Source organism: Aurantimonas sp. NFXS3 (genome assembly GCF_049132005.1).
Taxonomy (GTDB): Bacteria; Pseudomonadota; Alphaproteobacteria; order Rhizobiales; family Rhizobiaceae; genus Aurantimonas; species Aurantimonas coralicida.
Genome location: NZ_JAGDDZ010000006.1, coordinates 104,694 through 126,856 on the forward strand (window position 1 = coordinate 104,694; position 22,163 = coordinate 126,856).

The 22,163-nt window shown below is 66.0% G+C and carries 23 protein-coding genes and 2 tRNA genes; 22 read left to right on the forward strand and 3 right to left on the reverse strand.

Going from position 1 to position 22,163, the window contains the following annotated elements:
* Nucleotides 1-44 precede the first annotated feature (44 nt).
* The 8 genes from soxZ (at nt 45) to J3367_RS16820 (ending at nt 8,065) form a co-directional block, all read left to right on the forward strand.
* Entirely contained in the window at nt 45-371 is a 327-nt protein-coding gene (soxZ, locus tag J3367_RS16785) for a thiosulfate oxidation carrier complex protein SoxZ (protein WP_009209820.1), read from the forward strand.
* A 48-nt stretch (nt 372-419) separates the two neighbouring features.
* Nucleotides 420-1,301 (forward strand): sulfur oxidation c-type cytochrome SoxA, encoded by an 882-nt coding sequence (gene soxA, locus J3367_RS16790; protein WP_029703299.1) that lies wholly within the window; start codon nt 420-422, stop codon nt 1,299-1,301.
* Nucleotides 1,302-1,402: 101 nt separating this feature from the next.
* The gene (gene soxB / locus J3367_RS16795; protein ID WP_024351138.1) at nt 1,403-3,097 is read left to right on the forward strand and encodes a thiosulfohydrolase SoxB; all 1,695 of its coding nucleotides are present in this window, start codon (nt 1,403-1,405) and stop codon (nt 3,095-3,097) included.
* A 76-nt stretch (nt 3,098-3,173) separates the two neighbouring features.
* Complete coding sequence (soxC, locus tag J3367_RS16800) at nt 3,174-4,469, forward strand: sulfite dehydrogenase (protein ID WP_024351139.1); 1,296 nt, start codon at nt 3,174-3,176, stop codon at nt 4,467-4,469.
* Nucleotides 4,453-5,607, forward strand: a complete 1,155-nt coding sequence (locus J3367_RS16805) for a c-type cytochrome (protein WP_024351140.1) — start codon at nt 4,453-4,455, stop codon at nt 5,605-5,607. Before soxC ends, J3367_RS16805 begins: the two co-directional genes overlap by 17 nt.
* Nucleotides 5,608-5,675: 68 nt before the next feature.
* Entirely contained in the window at nt 5,676-6,209 is a 534-nt protein-coding gene (locus J3367_RS16810) for a DsrE family protein (protein WP_024351141.1), read from the forward strand.
* Nucleotides 6,210-6,223: 14 nt separating this feature from the next.
* Nucleotides 6,224-6,745 carry a hypothetical protein gene (locus J3367_RS16815; protein ID WP_051141601.1) on the forward strand — a complete coding sequence of 174 codons (522 nt, stop codon included), beginning with the start codon at nt 6,224-6,226 and terminating at the stop codon, nt 6,743-6,745.
* Between the two features lie 219 nt (nt 6,746-6,964).
* Nucleotides 6,965-8,065, forward strand: coding sequence for a YeeE/YedE family protein (locus J3367_RS16820; protein WP_024351143.1), 1,101 nt, complete (start codon nt 6,965-6,967; stop codon nt 8,063-8,065).
* Between the two features lie 104 nt (nt 8,066-8,169).
* On the opposite strand, the gene J3367_RS16825 is transcribed toward J3367_RS16820, so the two are convergent.
* Both J3367_RS16825 and J3367_RS16830 read right to left on the reverse strand, forming a co-directional pair.
* The gene (locus tag J3367_RS16825) at nt 8,170-9,291 is read right to left on the reverse strand and encodes an NAD(P)/FAD-dependent oxidoreductase (RefSeq protein WP_024351144.1); all 1,122 of its coding nucleotides are present in this window, start codon (nt 9,289-9,291) and stop codon (nt 8,170-8,172) included.
* Between the two features lie 90 nt (nt 9,292-9,381).
* Nucleotides 9,382-9,457 (reverse strand) — tRNA-Val (locus J3367_RS16830).
* A gap of 636 nt (nt 9,458-10,093) precedes the next feature.
* Between J3367_RS16830 and J3367_RS16835 the strand changes: the two genes are divergently transcribed.
* A tRNA-Asp gene (locus J3367_RS16835) sits at nt 10,094-10,170 on the forward strand.
* Between the two features lie 143 nt (nt 10,171-10,313).
* On the opposite strand, the gene J3367_RS16840 is transcribed toward J3367_RS16835, so the two are convergent.
* Nucleotides 10,314-10,643 (reverse strand): hypothetical protein, encoded by a 330-nt coding sequence (locus J3367_RS16840; protein WP_155898499.1) that lies wholly within the window; start codon nt 10,641-10,643, stop codon nt 10,314-10,316.
* Between the two features lie 347 nt (nt 10,644-10,990).
* On the opposite strand from J3367_RS16840, the gene J3367_RS16845 reads away from it, so the two are divergent.
* The 13 genes from J3367_RS16845 to nuoK all read left to right on the forward strand — a co-directional run bounded on the left by J3367_RS16845 (nt 10,991) and on the right by nuoK (nt 22,159).
* Nucleotides 10,991-11,356, forward strand: a complete 366-nt coding sequence (locus J3367_RS16845; protein ID WP_024351146.1) for an NADH-quinone oxidoreductase subunit A — start codon at nt 10,991-10,993, stop codon at nt 11,354-11,356.
* Complete coding sequence (locus tag J3367_RS16850; protein WP_024351147.1) at nt 11,347-11,931, forward strand: NuoB/complex I 20 kDa subunit family protein; 585 nt, start codon at nt 11,347-11,349, stop codon at nt 11,929-11,931. Before J3367_RS16845 ends, J3367_RS16850 begins: the two co-directional genes overlap by 10 nt.
* Nucleotides 11,932-11,939: 8 nt before the next feature.
* Nucleotides 11,940-12,548 (forward strand): NADH-quinone oxidoreductase subunit C, encoded by a 609-nt coding sequence (locus J3367_RS16855; protein WP_024351148.1) that lies wholly within the window; start codon nt 11,940-11,942, stop codon nt 12,546-12,548.
* Nucleotides 12,549-12,563: 15 nt separating this feature from the next.
* Nucleotides 12,564-13,001 (forward strand): GFA family protein, encoded by a 438-nt coding sequence (locus tag J3367_RS16860; protein ID WP_024351149.1) that lies wholly within the window; start codon nt 12,564-12,566, stop codon nt 12,999-13,001.
* Nucleotides 12,994-14,184: an NADH-quinone oxidoreductase subunit D gene (locus J3367_RS16865; protein ID WP_009209805.1), complete on the forward strand. Its 1,191-nt coding sequence runs from the start codon at nt 12,994-12,996 to the stop codon at nt 14,182-14,184. The genes J3367_RS16860 and J3367_RS16865 overlap by 8 nt, the downstream gene beginning before the upstream one ends.
* A gap of 221 nt (nt 14,185-14,405) precedes the next feature.
* Nucleotides 14,406-15,872 (forward strand): NADH-quinone oxidoreductase subunit NuoE, encoded by a 1,467-nt coding sequence (nuoE, locus tag J3367_RS16870; RefSeq protein ID WP_024351150.1) that lies wholly within the window; start codon nt 14,406-14,408, stop codon nt 15,870-15,872.
* Nucleotides 15,873-15,892: 20 nt separating this feature from the next.
* Nucleotides 15,893-17,200, forward strand: coding sequence for an NADH-quinone oxidoreductase subunit NuoF (nuoF, locus tag J3367_RS16875; protein ID WP_024351151.1), 1,308 nt, complete (start codon nt 15,893-15,895; stop codon nt 17,198-17,200).
* Nucleotides 17,201-17,213: 13 nt separating this feature from the next.
* A complete protein-coding gene (gene nuoG / locus J3367_RS16880) occupies nt 17,214-19,289 on the forward strand; it encodes an NADH-quinone oxidoreductase subunit NuoG (RefSeq protein WP_024351152.1) in 2,076 nt (691 codons plus the stop codon).
* A gap of 12 nt (nt 19,290-19,301) precedes the next feature.
* Entirely contained in the window at nt 19,302-20,357 is a 1,056-nt protein-coding gene (gene nuoH, locus J3367_RS16885) for an NADH-quinone oxidoreductase subunit NuoH (RefSeq protein ID WP_024351153.1), read from the forward strand.
* Nucleotides 20,357-20,575, forward strand: coding sequence for a hypothetical protein (locus tag J3367_RS16890; protein ID WP_024351154.1), 219 nt, complete (start codon nt 20,357-20,359; stop codon nt 20,573-20,575). Before nuoH ends, J3367_RS16890 begins: the two co-directional genes overlap by 1 nt.
* 6 nt (nt 20,576-20,581) lie before the next feature.
* A complete protein-coding gene (gene nuoI, locus J3367_RS16895; protein ID WP_024351155.1) occupies nt 20,582-21,073 on the forward strand; it encodes an NADH-quinone oxidoreductase subunit NuoI in 492 nt (163 codons plus the stop codon).
* A 142-nt stretch (nt 21,074-21,215) separates the two neighbouring features.
* Nucleotides 21,216-21,830 (forward strand): NADH-quinone oxidoreductase subunit J, encoded by a 615-nt coding sequence (locus J3367_RS16900; protein ID WP_024351156.1) that lies wholly within the window; start codon nt 21,216-21,218, stop codon nt 21,828-21,830.
* Between the two features lie 20 nt (nt 21,831-21,850).
* Nucleotides 21,851-22,159, forward strand: a complete 309-nt coding sequence (gene nuoK, locus J3367_RS16905; RefSeq protein WP_009209798.1) for an NADH-quinone oxidoreductase subunit NuoK — start codon at nt 21,851-21,853, stop codon at nt 22,157-22,159.
* The last annotated feature ends 4 nt before the right edge of the window (nt 22,160-22,163 follow it).

The following is a 22,163-nucleotide window of genomic DNA, read 5'->3' on the forward strand; positions in this document are numbered from 1 at the left end:
GACCCGGCCCGCTTAGGCGGATGGTCACCCCAGGAGAACGAGACATGGCAACGCCGAAGCCGAGAGTGAAGGTTCCCAAGAGCGCCAGCGCCGGGGAAGTCATCACCATCAAGACCCTGATCAGCCACGAGATGGAATCCGGCCAGCGCAAGGACAAGGACGGCAATCCGATCCCGCGGCAGATCATCAACAAGTTCACCTGCGAGTTCAACGGAACCAAGGTGTTCGAGTGCGATATCGAGCCGGCCGTGTCGGCCAACCCCTATTTCGAGTTCACCGCCAAGGTGCCCGAAAGCGGGACGTTCAAGTTCACTTGGGTGGACGACAACGGTGAGACCTACACCGACGAACAGACCATCGAGGTCAAGTAGACGCCGGACGGGGGAGCGGTATCGGTCGGTCCGGCGCCGAGCCTCGAAATGGGAGGAAATTGCGTGAAGAAGACTGTTATCGCCCTGTTGAGTGTGTCCTGCCTGGGAAGTCTCGCGCTCGTTTCCAGTGCTCTCGCCGACCCGGTCGACGAGGGCCTGTCCATTGACGGCCAGGAGATGATCACCGTCGCGCCCGCGCCGAGCGAGCCTGAAGGACATCCCTTCGACGAAGTGCGCTCCGGCTGGCTCTACCGCGAGGCCGAGACGCGTCAGGTCGAGTCCGACAGCTTCGAGAATCCCGGCATGCTGAATGTCGAGCGTGGCGAGGATATCTGGAACACGGTCGAGGGCGCCGCCGGCAAGTCCTGCGCCACCTGCCACGAGGACGCCTCGGAGAGCATGGCCGGCGTTGGCGCCAGCTATCCCAAATGGGACGCGGCGAACAGCAGGCCGATCAACGTCGAATTGCAGATCGATGCCTGCCGGACCGAACATATGCAGGCCGAGCCCTACAAGTTCGACGCCCAGGACCAGAAGGACCTGACCGCCTTCATCAAGCACCAGTCACTGGGAACGCCCGTCGAGGTGGATCTGGCCGCCGGCGAGATGATGAGCTGGTGGGAGCGGGGCAAGGAGCGCTATTACCTGCGCACCGGCCAGCTCAACCTGTCCTGCGCCTCCTGCCACGAGGACAATAACGGTCGCTATATCCGCGCCGACCACCTCAGCCAGGGCAACACCAACGGCTTCCCGACCTATCGTCTGAAGCAGGCCAATCTCGTGTCGCTGCACAACCGCTTTCGCGGCTGCATTCGCGACACCCGGGCCGAGTTCCCGAAGGCCTTCTCCGACGAGCTGATGGCGCTGGAAGTCTACACCGCTTGGCGCGGTGGCGGCCTGTCGGTCGAGACGCCGGCCGTTCGCCAGTAGCCAGTCGCGGCGAGGGCGACTGCGGTCGCCCCTCGCGCATCTGACAATTCGATACGGAATCAAGTCCGGCCCGCCCATGCGATCCGGACCGGGGGTGAGCCATGTTCTCCAGACGTGAGTTTCTGACCGCGACCGTCGCGCTGGCGGCGCTCACCGGTTCCGGTCTGTCGGGACGCTGGTCCCGCGCTGCCGCCCAGCAGGCGCTGAGCGAGGATGCCCTGCTCGGCGCGCCCGATTTCGGCAATCTGACGCTGCTCCACGTCACCGACATCCACGCCCAGCTCAAGCCGGTCTTCTTTCGCGAGCCCGCCGTCAATATCGGCATCGGCGAGGTCGCAGGGCTGCCGCCCCATGTCAGCGGCGCGGACTTCCTGAAGCTCTACGACATCGCGCCGGGATCGCCGGACGCCTATGCGCTGACCTCCGAGGACTTCTCGGCGCTGGCCTCGCGCTACGGCCGGATGGGCGGTCTCGACCGGATCGCGACCATCGTCCGTCGGGCGCGGGCCGAGCGCGGCGACGACAACGTGCTGCTCCTGGATGGCGGCGACACCTGGCAGGGCAGCTACACGGCCAACAAGACCGCCGGCGCCGACATGATCACGGCCATGAACGTCATCGCGCCCGACGCCATGACCGGCCATTGGGAATTCACCTATGGCACCGAGCGGGTGGAAGAGGCGATCGCCGCTCTGCCGTTCCCGTTCCTCGGCTCCAACATCTTCGACCGCGAATGGGACGAGCCGGCCTTCGAGGCATGGAAGATGTTCGAGCGCGGCGGCTCCAAGGTCGCGGTGATCGGCCAGGCCTTCCCCTATACGCCGATCGCCAACCCGTCATGGCTGATCCCCGGATGGTCCTTCGGCATTCGCGACGAACAGATCGCCGCCCATGTGGAAGAGGCGAGGGCGGCCGGGGCCGATCTCGTCGTGCTCCTGTCCCACAACGGCTTCGACGTCGACCGCAAGCTCGCCTCGCGCGTCGACGGCATCGACATCATCCTGACCGGCCACACCCACGACGCGCTGCCCGAGCCGGTGCAGGTCGGCAACACGCTGCTGATCGCCTCGGGCTCGAACGGCAAGTTCCTCAGCCGCCTCGATCTCGACATCGCCGACGGACGCCTGAAGGATTTCCGCTACCGGCTGATCCCGGTCTTCTCCGACGTGATCACCCCGGATGCGGAGATGGCCGCCGTCATCGACGAGGTCCGCGCGCCCTATGCGGACGAGCTCCAGCGGGTCATCGGCCACACCGACGGGCTTCTGTATCGGCGCGGCAATTTCAACGGCACCTGGGACGACGTCATCTGCGACGCGCTTCTGGCCGAGCGCGACGCCGAGATCGCGCTGTCGCCGGGCTTCAGATGGGGCACGTCCGTCCCCGCCGGCAGCGACATCACCGTCGAGGATCTGCACACCGTCTGCGCCATGACCTATCCGGAGGTCTACCGCAACATGATGAGCGGCGAGACGCTGAAGGCGGTGCTGGAGGATGTCGCCGACAATCTCTTCAACGTCGATCCCTACTACCAGCAGGGCGGCGACATGGTCCGTGTCGGCGGTCTCGGCTACGGCATCGATCCGACGAAGGAGATCGGATCGCGGATCTCCGACATGACCATCCTCGCCACGCAGGAGCCGATCGAAGCCGGGCGCGACTATGTCGTGGCGGGCTGGGCGTCGGTGAACGAAGGCACCGAGGGACCGGCGATCTGGGATCTGGTGGAGAGCTATCTGAAGGGCCACCCCGAGATTTCGCCGAGCGAAAACCGCAGCGTGACCGTGCGGGGCTGACAGCCGCGCCTCGACAGGCGCCTTGCCGCATGATATATGCAAAATATCATATATTTATATGTCGGGAGGAATGCGGATGAGCGACGGACCCGGAACGAGCGAACGCGGCCTCTCCCGCCGCAACCTCCTGAAGCGTGGTCTTGCGATCGGCGGAACCGCGGCCGCGGGGCTGGCGGGCCTGCGAAGCGCAGCCGCCGCCCCGGCCGGCGGGGATCCGGCGATCACCGAAATCCAGGACTGGAATCGCTATCTCGGCGAAGGCGTGGTGGCGCGGCCCTACGGCACGCCGTCGCCCTTCGAGGCCCATGTGGTGCGCCGTGACGTCTCCTGGCTGACGGCCGATGCGACGAGTTCGGTGAGTTTCACGCCGCTGCACGAGCTGGAGGGGATCATCACCCCGAACGGCCTCTGCTTCGAGCGCCACCATGCCGGGATCGCCGAGGTGCCGCCGGACGAGCATCGCCTGATGATCAACGGCCTCGTCGATCGTCCGCTGGTCTTCACCATGGAGGATCTCAAGCGCTTCCCCCGCGAGAACCGCGTCTACTTCCTCGAATGCGCCGCCAATAGCGGCATGGAATGGCGCGGTGCCCAGCTCAATGGCTGTCAGTTCACCCACGGCATGGTCCATTGCGTCATGTATACCGGCACGCCGCTCCGCTACCTGCTGGAGGAGGCCGGAGTGAAGACCGCCGGCAAATGGCTGCTTGCCGAGGGCGCCGACGCCGCGGCGATGACCCGTTCGATCCCGATGGAGAAGGCTCTCGACGACTGCCTCGTCGCCTGGAAGATGAATGGCGAAGCGCTGCGGCCCGAACAGGGCTACCCGGTGCGGCTCGTCGTTCCCGGCTGGGAAGGCAATATGTGGGTCAAGTGGCTGCGCCGGCTGGAAGTCGGCGACCAGCCCTGGGAGCAGCGCGAGGAAACCTCCAAATACACCGATCTCCTGGCGAACGGCACGGCGCGCAAATTCACCTGGGGCATGGAGGTGAAGTCGGTCATCACCAATCCGAGCCCCCAGGCGCCGATCACCCATGGCCGCGGCCGCACCGTGCTGACCGGGCTCGCCTGGTCGGGAAATGGCCGGATCAAGCGGGTGGACGTGTCCCTCGACGGCGGCCGCAACTGGCATGCGGCGCGGATCGACGGGCCGAGCCTGCCGATGGCGCTGCACCGTTTCTACTACGATTTCGACTGGGACGGCTCCGAACTGCTGCTGCAGTCCCGTGCCATGGACGAGGAGGGCTTCGTCCAGCCGACGAAGTCCGCGCTGCGGGCCGCGCGGGGCGAGAACTCGATCTACCACAACAACGGCATCCAGACCTGGCACCTGAACGCCGAGGGAGGGCTCGAGAATGTCGAAGTGTCCTGAGACGATCCTCGCCGTTGCCCTGATCCTGACCGGCCTGTCCGCCGCGCCCGTGCTGGCGCAGGAGGGGGATGCCACGGCCGGCAAGAAGGTCTTCAACCGCTGCCGCGCCTGCCACGATGTCGGCGAGGGGGCGAAGAACAAGATCGGCCCGCATCTGAACGACCTCTACGGTCGCGCCGCCGGTGGCCTCGACAACTACAATTACTCGCCGGTCGTGAAGACCGCCGGGGCGGAAGGGCTCGTCTGGAACGACGAGACGCTGGCGGCCTATCTCGCTGATCCGCGCGGTATGCTGCCGGGCAATAAGATGGCGTTTCCCGGCCTGAAGAAGGACAAGGAGGTCACCGATCTCCTGGCCTATCTCGCGACCTTCTCGGCTGAACAGGCCGCCGAGGCGGCACCGGCCCCTGCCGAGGATGCTCCCGCCCAGCCCGAAGCCGAAGCGGAGCCGGAGCCGGACGCGGTGGCGCAGGCATCACCGCACGGCAGCGCCGCGTCGGCGACCGCGCCAACGCAGCATAGCGAATCGTCCACGGGCCCGATGCGTATCGGCCGCGCCGCGACGGACGCGGAAGTCGCCGCCTGGGACATCGACATCCGGCCGGACGGCAAGGGACTGCCGGTCGGCAGCGGTACGGTCGCGGACGGCGAGGTGATCTTCACCGAGCAATGCGCCTCCTGCCACGGCGATTTCGGCGAGGGCAGGGGCCGCTGGCCGGTGCTCGCCGGCGGGCGGGACACGCTCACCCGCGAACGGCCCGAAAAGACCGTCGGCTCCTATTGGCCGCATCTGTCGACCGCCTATGACTACATCCGGCGGGCCATGCCCTTCGGCAATGCGCGGTCGCTCAGCGACGACGACGTCTACGCGCTGACGGCCTATGTCCTCTATCTGAACGATGTGGTGACCGACGAAGAGTTCGAACTGTCCGACAAGAACTTCACCTCTATCGAGATGCCGAATGCTGGTGCCTTCATCCCCGACGACCGCGCGTCGGAGGCCCATTACAAGGCCGATGCCGATCCCTGCATGTCGGACTGCAAGCCGGGGCCGGTGTCGATCACCTCGCGGGCGCAGGTTCTCGACGTGACGCCGGACAGTGGCGCCGACGGGCCGGCGGGTGGTAACGTCGACTGAGACGCGGGGCCGGTGGGGTCCGCGCCGGGCCTGCGGGCCCGGATCAGACCCGAGTGAAAGGCATCGCCATGAAAATCGCCCTCCTAGCCGCCGCCGCGCTGATCGCGTCGTCGCTCGCCGCCAAGGCCGGTCCGGACGACAAATCGTCCTTCGAGCCCGTGCAGTACGAGGCGCAGAAGGTGCTCTACGATTTCAATTTCGATGCCCCGCTCGACGGCGTGCGGGCGCTCGGCTTCATCCGCAACCACATCAAGGCCGCCAAGGAGTTCGGCGATTTCGAGGGCTCGAAATTCGTCGTCGTCGCCCATGGCAACGAACTGCATGGCTTCTCGCGCCTCAACCGCGCGGCCTTCCCGGACGTATATGATGCAGTCAAGGAACTGGCCGACGAAGGAGTCGAGTTCCATATCTGCCGCAACGCCGCCAAGGGGCGGGGCTACGCGCCGGACGAATTCTACGACCTGTTCACCGTCGTCCCGGCCGCGGTGATCGACATCGCGAAATACGAGAATGCCGGCTACAGCTACATGTATCCGGCGCTCACGCCGCGGATGAACCGCGACGACGTGATCGCGAAATATCCCGAGCTCGAGCTTCAGTAACGAAAGGCGAGACCATGGCCAGCAACGCCCCCGCACCGATCGCGCACCGGCGCACCCGGCTGACCGCGGCGCTGGCCGGTCTGGTTTTCGCCTTTGCCGCCATGCTGGCGGCCGGTCAGGCCGTGACGGTGGCCGCAGCGCAGGAGGCCGAGGATGACGGCGGCTTCGTCACGCACAAGCTGGCGCTGCAGGTCTCCGACAAGGACGAGGCGGCGATGCGGTCGGCGCTCGATATCGCCGCCAATGTCTCGCGCTTCTACACGGCCAAGGCCGAGGAGGTGGAGATCCGCATCGTCGTCTACGGCCCCGGTATCGAGATGCTGCGGCCGGAGCGCACCCCGGTGATGGACCGGCTGACCTCCTTCGACCAGAGCATGCCGAATGTCGGCTTCGTGGCCTGCGGCAACACGCTCGATTCGCTCGAGCAGGCCGAGGGCGAGCGGCCAGAGATCGTCTCCTTCGCCGAGGAGGTGGAAGCCGGCGTCGCCGAGCTGATCCGCCTCGACGAGACCGGCTACACCATCGTCAAGCCGTAGCCGCCCGGCGCAGCCCTTTAGGCTTCAGCAGCCGGCAGCTGCGCGGTCCAGAACGCCCTAACCTGACCGATACCTGCCGGGGGGAACGAGAATCCACGCAGCGGGCGTTTGCCGCAAAGCTGTTTCCGCCTGCAGCCCCGGCCCGCATTCCTGTAGCGCGAATACATCGCGAACTCCGCATATGTTCCAGCTATTGCAACGGCACCGGGACATATGGCGATGGATTTCGTTCCCCTGATCGATCTCGTCGGCGAGAACGCCACCGCGCTGATCGGCGGCGCCGTCGTCGGCGGCCTGTTCGGCATCTTCGCCCAGCGCAGCGCCTTCTGCACGCGCTCGGCCGTTCTGGATCTCACCCGGCGGCGTGGCCTGTCCGCGCTGGCGGTCTGGGCCGGCGGCTTCGCGGTCGCGGTGCTCGGCATCCAGCTTCTGCTCAATTACGGCTATGTCGACGTGCGCGAGACGCGCTTCTTCTCCACCGCCCAGAGCCTGTCCGGCGCCATCATCGGCGGCCTCGTCTTCGGCCTCGGCATGGTGCTGTCGCGCGGCTGCGTCTCCCGGATGATCGTCTTGGCGGCATCGGGCAATCTGCGCGCGATCTATACGTCGGTGATTGTCGCGATCGTCGGTCTGGCAACCTATAGCGGCGTCCTCGTCCCCTTGCGGGATGCTGCGGGCGGCCTGTGGAGCACGGCGGCGATCGGCGGCAACGACCTCCTCGCCCATGCCGGCCTCGGCCAGGAAGCGGGCATTGCCATTGGTGCGATCCTTGCCGTTTCGGCGCTGGCCCTCGCGCTGGTCTCGAAGGTGTCCGTCTGGCGTTTCATCGGCGGCATCGGCGTCGGCGCCAGCGTCGTCGCCGGCTGGTACTTCACCTACACCCTGTCGCTGCAGGTGTTCGAGCCGATCCAGGCCGAGAGCCTGTCCTATATCCGGCCGCTGGCCACCACCGGTGCGCTTGCCACCGACCCGGACAGCTTCTTTGGCCTCGATCAGGGTGTCCTGATCGGCACGCTTGTCGGCGCGTTCCTCGCGGCAATCCTGTTCGGCAATTTCCGCATCGCGACCTTCTCCGAGCCCGGCACGCCGTCTGTGCTGCGCTATACGATCGGCGCCGTCCTGATGGGTTTCGGCGGCATCCTGGCGGTCGGCTGCACCATCGGCGCGGGCTTCACCGGCGGCGCGGTGCTGGCGGTCTCATCACTGGTCGGCCTTGCCGCGATGGTGGTGGGCGCCGCTTTGGCGGATCGCTTCATCGACCGGGAGCGGGCGCCCGCCGCGGACACGCTGCACGACGCATCGCTCTCGCCGGCCGAATAGTCCGGCCGGAACGCCCAGATGTCAGGTTGGCAGCATCAGCATGACGCGCGCCGAGGCGGCACCCGCCGCGGTCGATTTGCGTCGCACCCAAGTTCGTCTAGCGGCTATTGCTTCGGCAGACCCAGGCAGTCGGCCACATGATCGGCGATGGCCAGGCTCGCGGTCAGGCCTGGGCTCTCGATCCCGAACAGATTGACCATCGCATCGACGCCGTGGACCTGTGGCCCGTCGATGCGGAAATCGGCCGCCGGCTGGCCCGGCCCCGACAGCTTGGAGCGGATGCCGCTATAGGCCGGGGTCAGCGAATCGTCGGGCAGGCCCGGCCAGTAGCGCCGGATCTCCGCATAGAAGCCCGCCGCCCGGTCAGGATCGACGCCATAGTCGATGCCGTCGATCCACTCGACATCGGGGCCGAAGCGCATCTGGCCGCCGAGATCGAAGGTGAGGTGGACACCCAGCCCGCCATCCTCGGGCACCGGATAGATCAGCCGCTCGAATGGCGTGCGTCCCGGTGCGGCGAAGTAATTGCCCTTGGCATAGGTGGCGGCCGGAACGTGATCCGCGGGAAAGCCGTCGATGGCGCCGGCGAGACGCTGGGCATGCAGACCGGCGGCATTGACCAGGAGATCGGTGGTGATCTCGGTCTCCTCGCCGCTTGCCCGGTCGCGGGTAACGAGCCGGACGCCGCGATCTTCCAGCCGGCCCGAGGCAATCGTGGTGTTGAACACCACCTGGCCGCCGGCCGCTTCGAGATCGCCGAGATAGCTCTGCATCAGGGCGTGGCTGTCGATGATGCCGGTCGCGGGCGAGTGCAGGGCGGCAACGCAGGTCAGCGCCGGCTCCATCTCCATCGCCGCCGGGCCGGACAGAAGGACGAGATCGTCGACGCCGCAGCGCGCCGCCTTCTCCCTGATCTCGCCGAGCCGGGCGACCTGCGCCTCGGAGGTGGCGACGATCAGCTTGCCGGTGCGCGCATGCGGCACGTGGCGTTCGGCGGCATAGGCATAAAGCGCCTTGCGTCCGGCAACGCACAACTGCGCCTTCAGGCTGCCGACCGGATAGTAGATGCCCGCGTGGATGACTTCGGAATTGCGCGAACTCGTCTCGGACCCGAAATGGTCGGCCGCTTCCAGCACCAGCACCTCGCGTCCGGCAAGCGCCAGGCGCCGCGCAATCGCAAGGCCAACGACCCCGGCGCCGGCAACGACGCAGTCCGTATCACTCATGAACCGGGTTTCCGCATGTCACGTGATCTGAAGAGGCGGGGCATGGCAGACGCGATAGGGCCGGAGAGACGGCGACGTCCGCGGCGGGAATGGTGGGCGATGACAGGCTCGAACTGCCGACATCCTCGGTGTAAACGAGGCGCTCTACCAACTGAGCTAATCGCCCGCGCGCAAATCTCTAGGGTTTTCCGCACCGCGCCGCAAGCCCGCCATGCGCCTGTCGGGTGCTCCGGCCTGTGGGAGCCGACCGCGACGTTCCGCAGCCGAACCATTGGACGACTGCAGTCTGGCGGCCGACGGCCAGCACGCGGGAAGGGCGCGCTGGCGTCGTCGACCCTCGCGCTCCGCCATGTCGCGCGCAGTCTCGTCATTCCGGCTGACTTGTCGGACCAAGCTCGTTGACCTCAAGGCGAAGCCGATCCGGTCGCCGGCGCTGTCAGACTCGGCGATGCCCAGGAATCGGATGCCCCAGGGCCTAATCGCCGCCGACGGATCCGGCGCCAGACCCAAAGAAGACGGCGCGGGCGTTTCGGTCTCGTCCCCTCGATGCGAATCCATCCGTGAATCGCGAAAAAGATGCCGGTTCGATTCGTCCTGATTCTGCCTGCGAGGGGATTGGGCAGCGGTTCGTCCCGGCAATCCGCGTGTCGTCCCGTCGTCGCAAAACCGCGGTAAACCGGGCTTCCGTGCGGCGCAGCCGGATCATCTTGCACTGCGATGATTTTTGTCCCGGCTTGTCGCTTGACACTCCCCGGTCTTGGCCGTAAACGACCGCTCATCAGCCGCTTCCGAGCGGTGGAGCGCGGGTGTAGCTCAGTCGGTTAGAGTGCCGGCCTGTCACGCCGGAGGTCGCGGGTTCGAGCCCCGTCACTCGCGCCACTTTTTCTTTCAGAACAATCAGTTCCGAGCCGACGAGCCCCGATGGCTGCCGCAAGGCAGCGTCGGCGCATCGCGCGTCCGGACGCCCCATGGCGCGTCTCGCGGGCCCGATCGCGACAGCCGATCTGCGTTGGGCGTCCGGCTCAGATGCCCGATCCCGATTCCTCCTCGAAATCCCGTTCGTTGGCCGGCTGCGGCCAGGATGTCTCCGCTGCCGCCGATGGCAGGGTCGGGGAGGGGATCGGCATCCAGGCGACCAGTTCGTCGTCGCCATAGGTGACCAGGCAGGCCGGGTCGGAATCGGTGGCGATCCACTCCGGCTCGAAGGCGCCACGCGGCGCGGTCCAGCGCACCACGTCCACCTCGGCCGGTCCCTGCTCGCTGGCCCGCACGGTTGCCAGGATGCGGCTGCCGTCGCGCGGCGCCTCGCGCATCGCGCGCCAGTCCGTGACCTTGTCCTCACGCATGTTCATGGCTGCTCCTCCACTCGCGGACGCTTCCGCGCCCGGCATGATCGTCGGACGCCTGGGGTCGGAACGCAACGGCCACGCGTCGGCTCCGCCCGCAGGGTGCCGATCCGGCGCTTTCGCCGGCGCCCTGCGGCCCCGGATCGCAGGTCCCGATACCGGCGCTTCCCGCCTTGCTTCGCCAGGGAGAAGGCGATAGTTCTCGCCGCAGCGCGAAAGGCCCTTGTTTTCGCCGTCACGATCCGCCGATCCCCGGTGCCTCCGGTCCGATCGGCTCTCCGGCGGCCTGCGGAAGGGATGATCGCGAGTTTGCGGCCGTCCGATCGGTCGCCATTGATTCTGGGGACATCGAGATGCCCGAACTTCTCGCATCCTATCTGCCGATCGTCATTTTCGTCGGCGTCGCGCTTCTCATCGGACTGGCCCTTCTGGTCTCTCCGTTCCTTCTGGCGTTCAAGGCGCCGGACGACGAGAAGCTGTCCGCCTACGAGTGCGGCTTTGACGCCTTCGACGATTCCCGCATGAAGTTCGACGTGCGGTTCTATCTCGTCTCGATCCTGTTCATCATCTTCGACCTCGAGGTCGCCTTCCTGTTCCCGTGGGCCGCCACCTTCGGAACCCTCGGCTGGTTCGGCTTCTGGTCGATGATGGTGTTTCTCGGTGTCCTGACGGTCGGCTTCATCTACGAGTGGAAGAAGGGAGCACTGGAATGGGATTGATCGATACGTCCCGCCCGCTCGTCGCACATGCACCATCGACGGATGCCGGCGTCGCCGGGCCGAAGATGGTTGCGCCGACGGCCGATCCCTTCGTCACCGACGTCAACAACGAGCTGGCCGACAAGGGCTTCCTCGTCACCTCGACCGAGGATCTCATCCAGTGGGCCCGCACCGGCTCGCTGATGTGGATGACCTTCGGCCTGGCCTGCTGCGCCGTCGAGATGATGCAGATGTCGATGCCGCGCTATGACGCCGAGCGCTTCGGCTTCGCGCCGCGCGCCTCGCCGCGCCAGTCCGACGTGATGATTGTCGCCGGCACGCTGACCAACAAGATGGCCCCGGCGCTGCGCAAGGTCTACGACCAGATGCCGGAGCCGCGCTACGTCATCTCGATGGGCTCCTGCGCCAATGGCGGCGGCTATTATCACTATTCCTATTCGGTCGTGCGCGGCTGCGACCGGGTGGTCCCGGTCGACATCTACGTTCCCGGCTGCCCGCCGACGGCCGAGGCTCTGCTCTACGGCGTGCTGCTTCTGCAGAAGAAGATCCGCCGGACCGGCACGATCGAGCGCTGAGGTTTGAGATGATTCGCGAACACGCCACGAAGGATCTGACCGACTATGTCGTCGAGACGCTCGGCGACACGCTGATCGAGACGATCACGGCGTTCGGCGAGCTGACGCTGATCGTTGCGCCGGCCGACATCGTCCGGGTGCTGACCTTCCTGCGGGACGATCCGCAGACCCAGTTCATCAACCTGGTCGACATCTGCGGCGTCGACTACCCCGAGCGCGCAGAGCGTTTCGAGGTGGTCTATCACCTGCTGTCGCCGCGCCAGAACCAGCGCATCCGCATCAAGGTCCGCACCGGCGTGGATGCGCCCGTGCCGTCCGTGACCGGCGTCTTCGCCGGCGCCGACTGGTTCGAGCGCGAGGCCTATGATTTCTACGGCATCCTGTTCACCGGCCATCCGGATTTGCGCCGCATCCTCACCGACTACGGCTTCGAGGGCTATCCGCTGCGCAAGGACTTCCCGCTGACCGGCTTCGTCGAGGTTCATTACGACGAGGCCAAGAAGCAGGTCGTGTACGAGCCGGTCGAGCTGCGGCAGGAATTCCGCAATTTCGACTTCCTGTCCCCCTGGGAAGGAACCGAGTATGTTCTGCCGGGAGACGAGAAGGCCAAGCAGTAGCGCAGGGAGCGTGTGATGGGGACGAAGCGGCTTCAGGCAAAGTGCCTTTGCGGCGGCGTGCGGATCGATGCCGATTTCGAGACGCTGGACGTCGGCGTCTGTCACTGCGACACCTGTCGCCGCTGGACCGCCGGCCCGTTTATGGCGCTCGACGGCGCCAGCAACGTGGTGGCCGCCGGGACCGACCTCATCGCCACCTACAGCTCCTCCGGCTGGGGCGAACGCGGCTTCTGCAAGGTCTGCGGCACCTCGCTTTTCTGGCGCAGCCTCGATGGTGAGCATTACGCCATGTCGGCGACTTTGTTCGACGGGCTGAGCAACACGCAGCTGACGCAGGAAATCTTCATCGACTCGAAGCCGTCCTGGTACGCCTTCGCCAACGAGACCGAACAGATGACGGGCGCCGAATTCTTCGCGAAGGTCGCGCCGCAGCAGGAAACGCCGCATGGCTGAGATCGACGTCCGCAACTTCAACATCAATTTCGGCCCCCAGCATCCGGCCGCGCACGGCGTGCTGCGTCTGGTGGTCGAGCTCGACGGCGAGATCGTCGAGCGCGTCGATCCGCATATCGGGCTTCTGCATCGCGGCACCGAGAAGCTGATCGAGCACAAGACCTATCTCCAGTCGATCCCGTATTTCGACCGTCTCGACTACGTCGCCCCGATGAACCAGGAGCATGCCTTCTGCCTGGCGGTCGAGCGTCTGACCGGCGTCGAGGTGCCCAAGCGCGGGCAGCTGATCCGCGTCCTGTATTCCGAGATCGGCCGCATCCTCTCGCATCTCCTCAACGTGACGACCCAGGCCATGGACGTCGGCGCGCTGACCCCGCCATTGTGGGGCTTCGAGGAGCGCGAGAAGCTGATGGTCTTCTACGAGCGTGCCTCGGGCTCGCGCCTGCATGCGGCCTATTTCCGTCCCGGCGGCGTCCACGCCGACCTGCCGCAGCAGCTCATCGAGGATATCGGCGCCTGGTGCGATCCGTTCCTCAAGGTCTGCGACGACATCGAAGGCCTTCTGACCGACAACCGCATCTTCAAGCAGCGCAATGTCGACATCGGCGTCGTCGGCATCGAGGATGCCTGGGCGATGGGCTTTTCGGGCGTGATGATCCGCGGCTCCGGCGTCGCCTGGGACCTGCGCAAGTCGCAGCCCTACGAATGCTACGACGAGATGGATTTCGACATCCCGGTCGGCAAGAACGGCGACTGCTACGATCGCTACCTGATCCGCATGATCGAGATGCGCGAATCGGTGAAGATCATGAAGCAGTGCATTGCCCAGCTCACGGGCGAGCACAGCACCGGCCCGGTCTCGGCGACCGAAGGCAAGATCGTGCCGCCGAAGCGCGGCCAGATGAAGCGCTCGATGGAAGCGCTCATCCATCACTTCAAGCTCTACACCGAGGGCTTCCACGTCCCCGAGGGCGAGGTCTATGCGGCGGTCGAGGCGCCGAAGGGCGAGTTCGGCGTCTACCTGGTCGCCGACGGCACCAACAAGCCGTATCGCTGCAAGATCAAGGCGCCGGGCTTCGCGCATCTGCAGGCGATGGACATGCTGTGCCGCGGCCACATGCTGGCCGACGTCTCGGCGATCCTCGGCACGCTGGATATCGTCTTCGGCGAAGTCGACCGTTGATTTGGCACGGCGCCGCGCGCTCGCGCGGACGGCCGTGACCTCGGCGCTTCGGCGCCGCTTTGTTCGACCCGTCGCGGGTTTCCCGCCCGCGATGCCAACACTTGGGGAAACCGCGCCTTTGTCGGGCTTTGATGCGGCTTCTGGCCACTGGCCTTTTGCGGATCGTGTGATAGAACGCGCCGCAACATAGCATGTTGAACTGGTTCTAAAGTCGAGGTCCGATGTCTGTCAGACGTCTCGCGGACGATGCCTTCCAGCCTCACGGCTTCGCCTTCACCGATGAAAATGCGGCCTGGGCGCAGGCGACGATCCGTAAATATCCGTCGGAGCGCCAGCAATCGGCCGTGATCCCGCTGCTGATGCGCGCGCAGGATCAGGAGGGGTGGGTCACCAAGGCAGCAATCGAGCATGTCGCCGACATGCTGGAGATGCCGCTCATCCGCGTCCTCGAGGTCGCGACCTTCTATACCCAGTTCCAGCTCAAGCCGGTCGGTACGCGCGCCCATATCCAGGTCTGCGGCACCACGCCCTGCATGCTGCGCGGCGCCGAGGATCTGAAGGCGGTCTGCCGTTCGAAGATCCACGCCGAGCCGTTCCATCGCAACGAGGCCGGCACGCTCTCCTGGGAAGAGGTCGAGTGCCTTGGCGCCTGCGTCAACGCGCCAATGGTGATGATCTTCCATGACGCCTACGAGGATCTGACCCCCGAGCGGCTCGAAGAGATCATCGACGAGTTCGAGGCCGGTCGCGGCGGCGATGTGAAGACGGGACCGCAGAACGGCCGCCATGAATCGGTGCCGATCGGTGGTTTGACGACGCTCAAGGGCGATTACGACGACCTGATCGCCGACCAGAAGTCTCAGGGCGGCCCGGCCAATGGCGCACCGTCGCAGGGCTCCGGGGCAGGGCAGGCGATCTCCACCCCGCCGTCCAAGGCCGGGCGTCCGGATACGGCGGCCGCCGAGACCAATCCGACCATCGCCGCCCCCGGCAAGGCTGGCGATGCCAGTGTTGCGCAGGGGGCCGAGAAGGAAGAGAGCGACACGCTGGTCGCCGAGGCCGGCCCGGGTGCGGGCCAGACCGGCGGTGCGCGGGAAGGCGCCACCGGCGAAGCCGATCGCGATGCGGTCGAGGCGAACCAGGTGTCCGCCGACACGCCGGCCGCCGATGCCTCTACCAAGGGCAATCTGGCCGCCAAGGAAGGCGCCGCCGAGGCTGCCGTGGTGCAGGATGCGCGGCGTCCCGACGACGTGCCGGCCGTGCAGGAGCGGGACGCGGAATCCGCCGACCTGACCGGCCGCGATCAGGTGTCGCCGGGCGAGCCGGAAGGCCTGCGCGCGCATACGTCCGATACGAGCCCCGGCCCCGGCAATGCCGATCATTTCGCCAGCAAGGCCGAGCCCGAGGCGGCACCCGCACAGGTCGGCGACAAGCCCTCCGATCTCCTGGACGCGCCGCAGGGCGACAAGGACGATCTGAAGAAGATCAAGGGCGTCGGACCGGTCATCGAGGCCAAGCTGAACGGCCTCGGCGTCTTCCATTTCTGGCAGGTCGCCAAATGGCGCGAGACAGAGCTGATCTGGATCGACGACTATCTGAACTTCCGCGGCCGTGCGGTGCGCGAAGGCTGGATCGAACAGGCGAAGGTCCTCGCGACCACGTCGTCTTCCGGTTCGGGCGAGCGCTGATGCGTGCGAGGAGAATCTAGATGCTGAACGATCAGGATCGCATCTTCACCAACATCTACGGCCTGCGGGACAAGAGCCTGAAGGCCGCGATGAAGCGTGGCCATTTCGACGGCATCGCCGACATCATCGGCAAGGGCCGCGACTGGATCATCAACGAGATGAAGGCGTCGGGTCTGCGCGGGCGCGGCGGCGCCGGCTTCCCGACGGGCCTGAAATGGTCCTTCATGCCCAAGCAGTCCGATGGCCGCCCGCACTACCTCGTCATCAATGCCGACGAGTCCGAGCCCGGCACCTGCAAGGACCGGGAGATCATGCGGAACGACCCGTTCACGCTGATCGAGGGCTGCGTCATCGCCGGTTTCGCGATGGGCGCGAACACCTGCTACATCTATGTGCGCGGTGAATATATCCGCGAGCGCCAGGCGCTGCAGCGGGCCATCGACGAGTGCTACGAGGCCGGGCTTCTCGGACGCGACAACAAGTGCGGCTGGGACTACGACATCATCGTCCACCACGGTGCCGGCGCCTATATCTGCGGCGAAGAGACGGCGCTCCTGGAAAGCCTCGAGGGCAAGAAGGGCCAGCCGCGGCTGAAGCCGCCGTTCCCGGCCAATGTCGGCCTCTATGGCTGCCCGACCACGGTCAACAACGTCGAGTCGATCGCCGTTGCGCCGACCATCCTGCGCCGTGGCGGCGGCTGGTTCGCCGGCCTCGGTCGTCCGAACAACACCGGCACCAAGCTGTACTGCATCTCCGGCCATGTCGAGCAGCCCTGCACGGTCGAGGAAGAGATGGGAATTCCCTTCCGCGAGCTGATCGAGAAGCATTGCGGCGGCGTCCGGGGCGGCTGGGACAATCTTCTGGCGGTCATCCCGGGCGGTTCCTCGGTTCCGCTTGTGCCGGCGGCCGACATCATCGACGCGCCGATGGATTTCGACGGCCTGCGCGAGATCAAGACCTCGCTCGGCACCGCCGCCGTGATCGTCATGGACAAGTCCACCGACATCGTGAAGGCGATCGCCCGCATCTCGTATTTCTACAAGCACGAGAGCTGCGGCCAGTGCACCCCGTGCCGCGAGGGCACGGGCTGGATGTGGCGGGTCATGGAGCGCATGGCGACCGGCAACGCGCAGAAGCGCGAGATCGACATGCTGCTCGACGTGACCAAGCAGGTCGAGGGCCACACCATCTGTGCGCTCGGCGATGCCGCCGCATGGCCGATCCAGGGTCTGGTGCGCCATTTCCGCGCCGAGATCGAGCGCCGCATCGACGACTACTCGCGCAATGCCGACACTGACCGCCGTCCGGTGCTCGAGGCAGCGGAATAAGCAGGACAAGTCTATGACCAAGCTCAAAGTCGACGGCAGGGAAGTCGAGGTTCCGGATCACTACACGCTGTTGCAGGCGTGCGAGGAGGCCGGCGCCGAGATTCCGCGTTTCTGTTTCCACGAGCGGCTGTCGATCGCCGGCAACTGCCGCATGTGCCTCGTCGAGGTGAAGGGCGGACCGCCCAAGCCGGCGGCGTCCTGCGCCATGGGCGTGCGCGATCTGCGCCCCGGACCCGAAGGCCAGCTTCCGGAAGTCTTCACGACCACGCCGATGGTCAAGAAGGCCCGCGAAGGCGTGATGGAATTCCTGCTGATCAACCACCCGCTGGATTGCCCGATCTGCGACCAGGGCGGCGAGTGCGACCTGCAGGACCAGGCCATGGCCTATGGCGTCGACAGTTCGCGCTACCAGGAGAACAAGCGCGCCGTCGAGGACAAGTACATCGGCCCCCTGGTCAAGACGATCATGACGCGCTGCATCCACTGCACGCGCTGCGTCCGCTTCACGACGGAAGTCGCTGGAATCTCTGAGCTTGGCCTGGTTGGCCGCGGCGAAGACGCCGAGATCACCACCTTCCTCGAGCAGGCGATGACCTCCGAGCTGCAGGGCAACGTCATCGACCTTTGCCCGGTCGGCGCGCTGACCTCGCGGCCCTACGCCTTCCAGGCGCGCCCGTGGGAGCTGTCCAAGACCGAGACCATCGACGTCATGGACGCCGTCGGTTCCAACATCCGAGTCGACACCCGCGGCCGCGAAGTGATGCGTATTCTTCCGCGCATCAACGAGGAGATCAACGAGGAGTGGATCTCCGACAAGACCCGCTTCATCTGGGATGGCCTGCGCACCCAGCGCCTCGACAAGCCCTATGTCCGCGAGAACGGTCGTCTGCGCCCCGCCAGCTGGCAGGAAGCCTTCGCCGCGATCAAGACGAAGGTCGACGGTGCTGCCGCTGACCGCATCGGCGCCATCGCCGGCGATCTGGCCGCGGTGGAAGAGATGTGGGCGCTCAAGCGCCTGATGTCTGAGCTCGGCTCGACCAGCGTCGATTGCCGCCAGGACGGGGCCAAGCTCGATCCGGCGGACGGTCGGGCCTCCTATCTCTTCAACACCACCATCGCCGGCATCGAGGATGCCGACGCGCTGCTGATCGTCGGCTCCAATCCGCGCTTCGAGGCGTCGGTGCTGAATGCCCGCATCCGCAAGCGCTGGCGCATGGGCGGTTTCCCGATCGGCGTTGTCGGCGAGAATGTCGATCTGCGCTATGACTACACCTATCTGGGCGCCGGCGCCGAGACGCTGTCGAACCTCGAAGGCGCCAGCCAGGGCTTCTTCGACGCGCTGAAGAATGCCGAACGTCCGATGATCATCGTGGGTCAGGGCGCGCTTGCCGGCGACAACGGCGCCGAGCTGCTGGCCTCGCTCGCGGCCCTGTCGCGCGAAATCGGTGCGGTCACCGATGGCTGGAACGGCTTCAACGTGCTGCACTCGGCAGCCTCGCGCGTCGGCGGCCTCGACATCGGCTTCGTGCCGGGGGAGGGCGGTCGCAACGTCGCCGAGATGACGAACGGAGCGGTCGACGTCCTGTTCAATCTCGGTGCCGACGAGGTCGAGATCGCGCCGGGCGCCTTCGTCGTCTATATCGGCACCCATGGCGACCGCGGCGCCCATCGTGCCGACGTCATCCTGCCGGGCGCCGCCTATACGGAGAAGTCGGGCACCTGGGTCAATGTCGAGGGCCGTGCCCAGACCGGCAGCCGCCCCGGCTTCCCGCCGGGCGACGCCCGCGAGGACTGGGCGATCATCCGCGCGCTGTCGGCGGTTCTCGGCCATACGCTCGGCTTCGATTCCCTCGGCGCATTGCGCAGCGAGATCTACCAGTCGCATCCCTGGATGCGGACCGACCGGGTCGAGCCGGCGGATGCGGCGGCCATCACCCGTCTGGCCGACCGTGCCGGAACGCTGAACGGTGGCAGCTTCGCCTCCAATATCGGCGACTTCTACCTGACGAACCCCATCGCCCGTGCGTCGAAGGTCATGGCCGAGTGCTCGCAGCTCGCCAAGGCCGAGCATCTGGAAGCAGCGGAATAAGGACGGCTGGCAGTGGCTGATTTCACCTCCCTCTATCTCTGGCCGGGCCTGATCATTCTCGGGCAGAGCCTCCTGTTCCTGGTCGTTCTGCTGGTGCTGGTGGCCTACATCCTCCTGGCCGACCGCAAGATCTGGGCGGCGGTGCAGATGCGCCGCGGACCCAACGTCGTCGGTCCCTGGGGTCTGTTCCAGTCCTTCGCCGATCTCCTGAAGTTCGTCCTCAAGGAGCCGGTCGTTCCGGCCAGCTCCGACAAGATCGTCTTCCTGCTCGCGCCGCTGGTCGCGGTGACGCTGGCCCTAGCGACCTTCGCGGTGGTGCCGGTCGCCGACGGCTGGGTGATCGCCGACATCAATATCGGCATCCTCTACGTCTTCGCGATCTCCTCGCTCGAGGTCTATGGCGTGATCATGGGCGGATGGGCGTCGAACTCGAAATACGCCTTCCTCGGCGCGCTCCGCTCGGCGGCGCAGATGGTCTCCTACGAGGTCTCCATCGGCTTCGTCATCGTCACCGTGCTGCTGTGCGTCGGCTCGCTGAACCTCACCGACATCGTGCTGGCCCAGCAGACCGGCCTCGGCACCATGATCGGCCTGCCCAACACCTTCCTCGACTGGCACTGGCTCGGGCTGTTCCCGATGTTCGTGATCTTCTTCATCTCGGCCTTGGCCGAGACGAACCGGCCGCCCTTCGATCTGCCGGAAGCCGAATCCGAACTCGTCGCCGGCTTCATGGTCGAGTACGGCTCCACCCCGTACATGATGTTCATGCTCGGCGAATATGCGGCCATCACCCTGATGTGCTGCCTGATGACCATCCTGTTCATGGGTGGCTGGCTGCCGCCGGCAAACTTCGCGCCCTTTACCTGGGTGCCGGGCGTCGTCTGGTTCCTCGCCAAGGTCGCGCTGGCCTTCTTCATGTTCGCCATGGTCAAGGCCTTCGTGCCGCGCTACCGCTACGATCAGCTCATGCGTCTGGGCTGGAAGGTCTTCCTGCCGATCTCGCTGGGCATGGTGGTGCTGGTCGCCTTCGTGCTGCAGGTGATGGGCTGGGGCGCGGCGGCCGTATGATGGAGCCCGCGCTCATCGGTGCGCTGGCCGGACTGGTGCTGGGGATCGTCGATTTCATGATCCTCGGCTATGTCCGCAACCGCCGGGACCGCCCGCATGGCGGGGAGGGGGACCCCGCGGGTCTCGCCCTCAACGTCGCGCGCTATTCGCAGCTTGTTCTGTTTCCGGTCGTCGGCTGGTTCGCCGCGCCGATCATCGCCTCGAATCTGGGAGGCTAGAGCCTTATGAGTGCCATTGCACAGACCGTCCGGTCGCTGTTCCTCATCGAATTCGTCAAGGCCATGGGCCTGTCGATGCGGTACTTCTTCGCGCCGAAGGCGACGGTGAACTACCCCTTCGAGAAGAATCCGCAGAGCCCGCGCTTCCGCGGCGAGCATGCCCTTCGCCGTTATCCCAACGGCCAGGAGCGCTGCATCGCCTGCAAGCTGTGCGAGGCGATCTGTCCGGCCCAGGCGATCACCATCGAGGCCGGCCCGCGCCGCAACGACGGCACCCGCCGCACGGTGCGTTACGACCTCGACATGGTGAAGTGCATCTATTGCGGCTTCTGCCAGGAAGCCTGCCCGGTCGACGCCATCGTCGAGGGGCCGAATTTCGAGTTCTCCACGGAGACCCGCGAGGAACTCTACTACGACAAGCAGAAACTGCTCGATAACGGCGATCGCTGGGAGCGCGAGATCGCGCGCAACATTGCGCTCGACGCGCCTTACCGGTAATCGGGCGCAGAGTTTTCGGCGGCTGAGAATCGCCGGTTCCGCTGCTTCGTAAGAGCGCCGGACCGGTCTTCGACATGACGTTCAGGGCAGGCACGCGGCACCTTCGGCCGCCGTGTCCGCCAGCAAAAGGAGCCCGAGGATGCTGGGCCTTCAGGCAGTCTTCTTCTATCTGTTTGCGCTGGTCGCCGTCGGCTCGGGCCTGATGGTCGTGCTGGCGCGCAACCCCGTGCATTCGGTGCTGTTCCTGATCCTCACCTTCGTGGCGGCGGCGGGGCTCTTCCTTCTGGCCGGCGCCGAGTTCCTCGCGCTGATCCTGATCGTCGTCTATGTCGGCGCCGTGGCGATCCTCTTCCTCTTCGTCGTCATGATGCTCGACATCGACTTCGGACGGGTGAAGCGGGACACGCTGAAATACGCCCCGATCGGCGTGATCATCGGCGTCGTGCTTCTGGCCGAACTGGTCATCGCCGCCACCGGCAATTACTACGACCCACAGATGGCGCTGGCGACGTCCATGCCGATCCCGCCGCTTGAGGAAGTTTCCAACATCGAGGCGCTCGGCAGCGTCCTCTACACCCGCTACATCCTGTTCTTCCAGCTGGCCGGCCTGATCCTCTTCGTCGCCATGGTCGGAGCGATCGTCCTGACGCTGCGCCACAAGGAAGGCCTGAAGCGCCAGTCGATCCCGCAGCAGGTGGGGCGCACGCCCGCGACCGCGGTGGAGATCCGCAAGGTCGAGAGCGGCAAGGGCATCTGAGAGCGAAAGGAACGGATACGATGGAAGTCGGTCTCGGACACTACCTTACCGTCGGGGCGATCCTGTTCGTCACGGGCGTCTTCGGCATCTTCATGAACCGGAAGAACATCATCACGATCCTCATGTCGGTCGAGCTGATCCTTCTGGCCGTGAACATCAATTTCGTGGCCTTCTCGGCCTTCCTGAACGACCTTGTCGGCCAGATCTTCGCGCTCTTCGTGCTGACGGTCGCGGCTGCCGAGGCGGCGATCGGCCTGGCCATCCTGGTGGTCTTCTTCCGCAATCGCGGCTCCATCGCCGTCGACGACGTCAACACGATGAAAGGCTGATCGG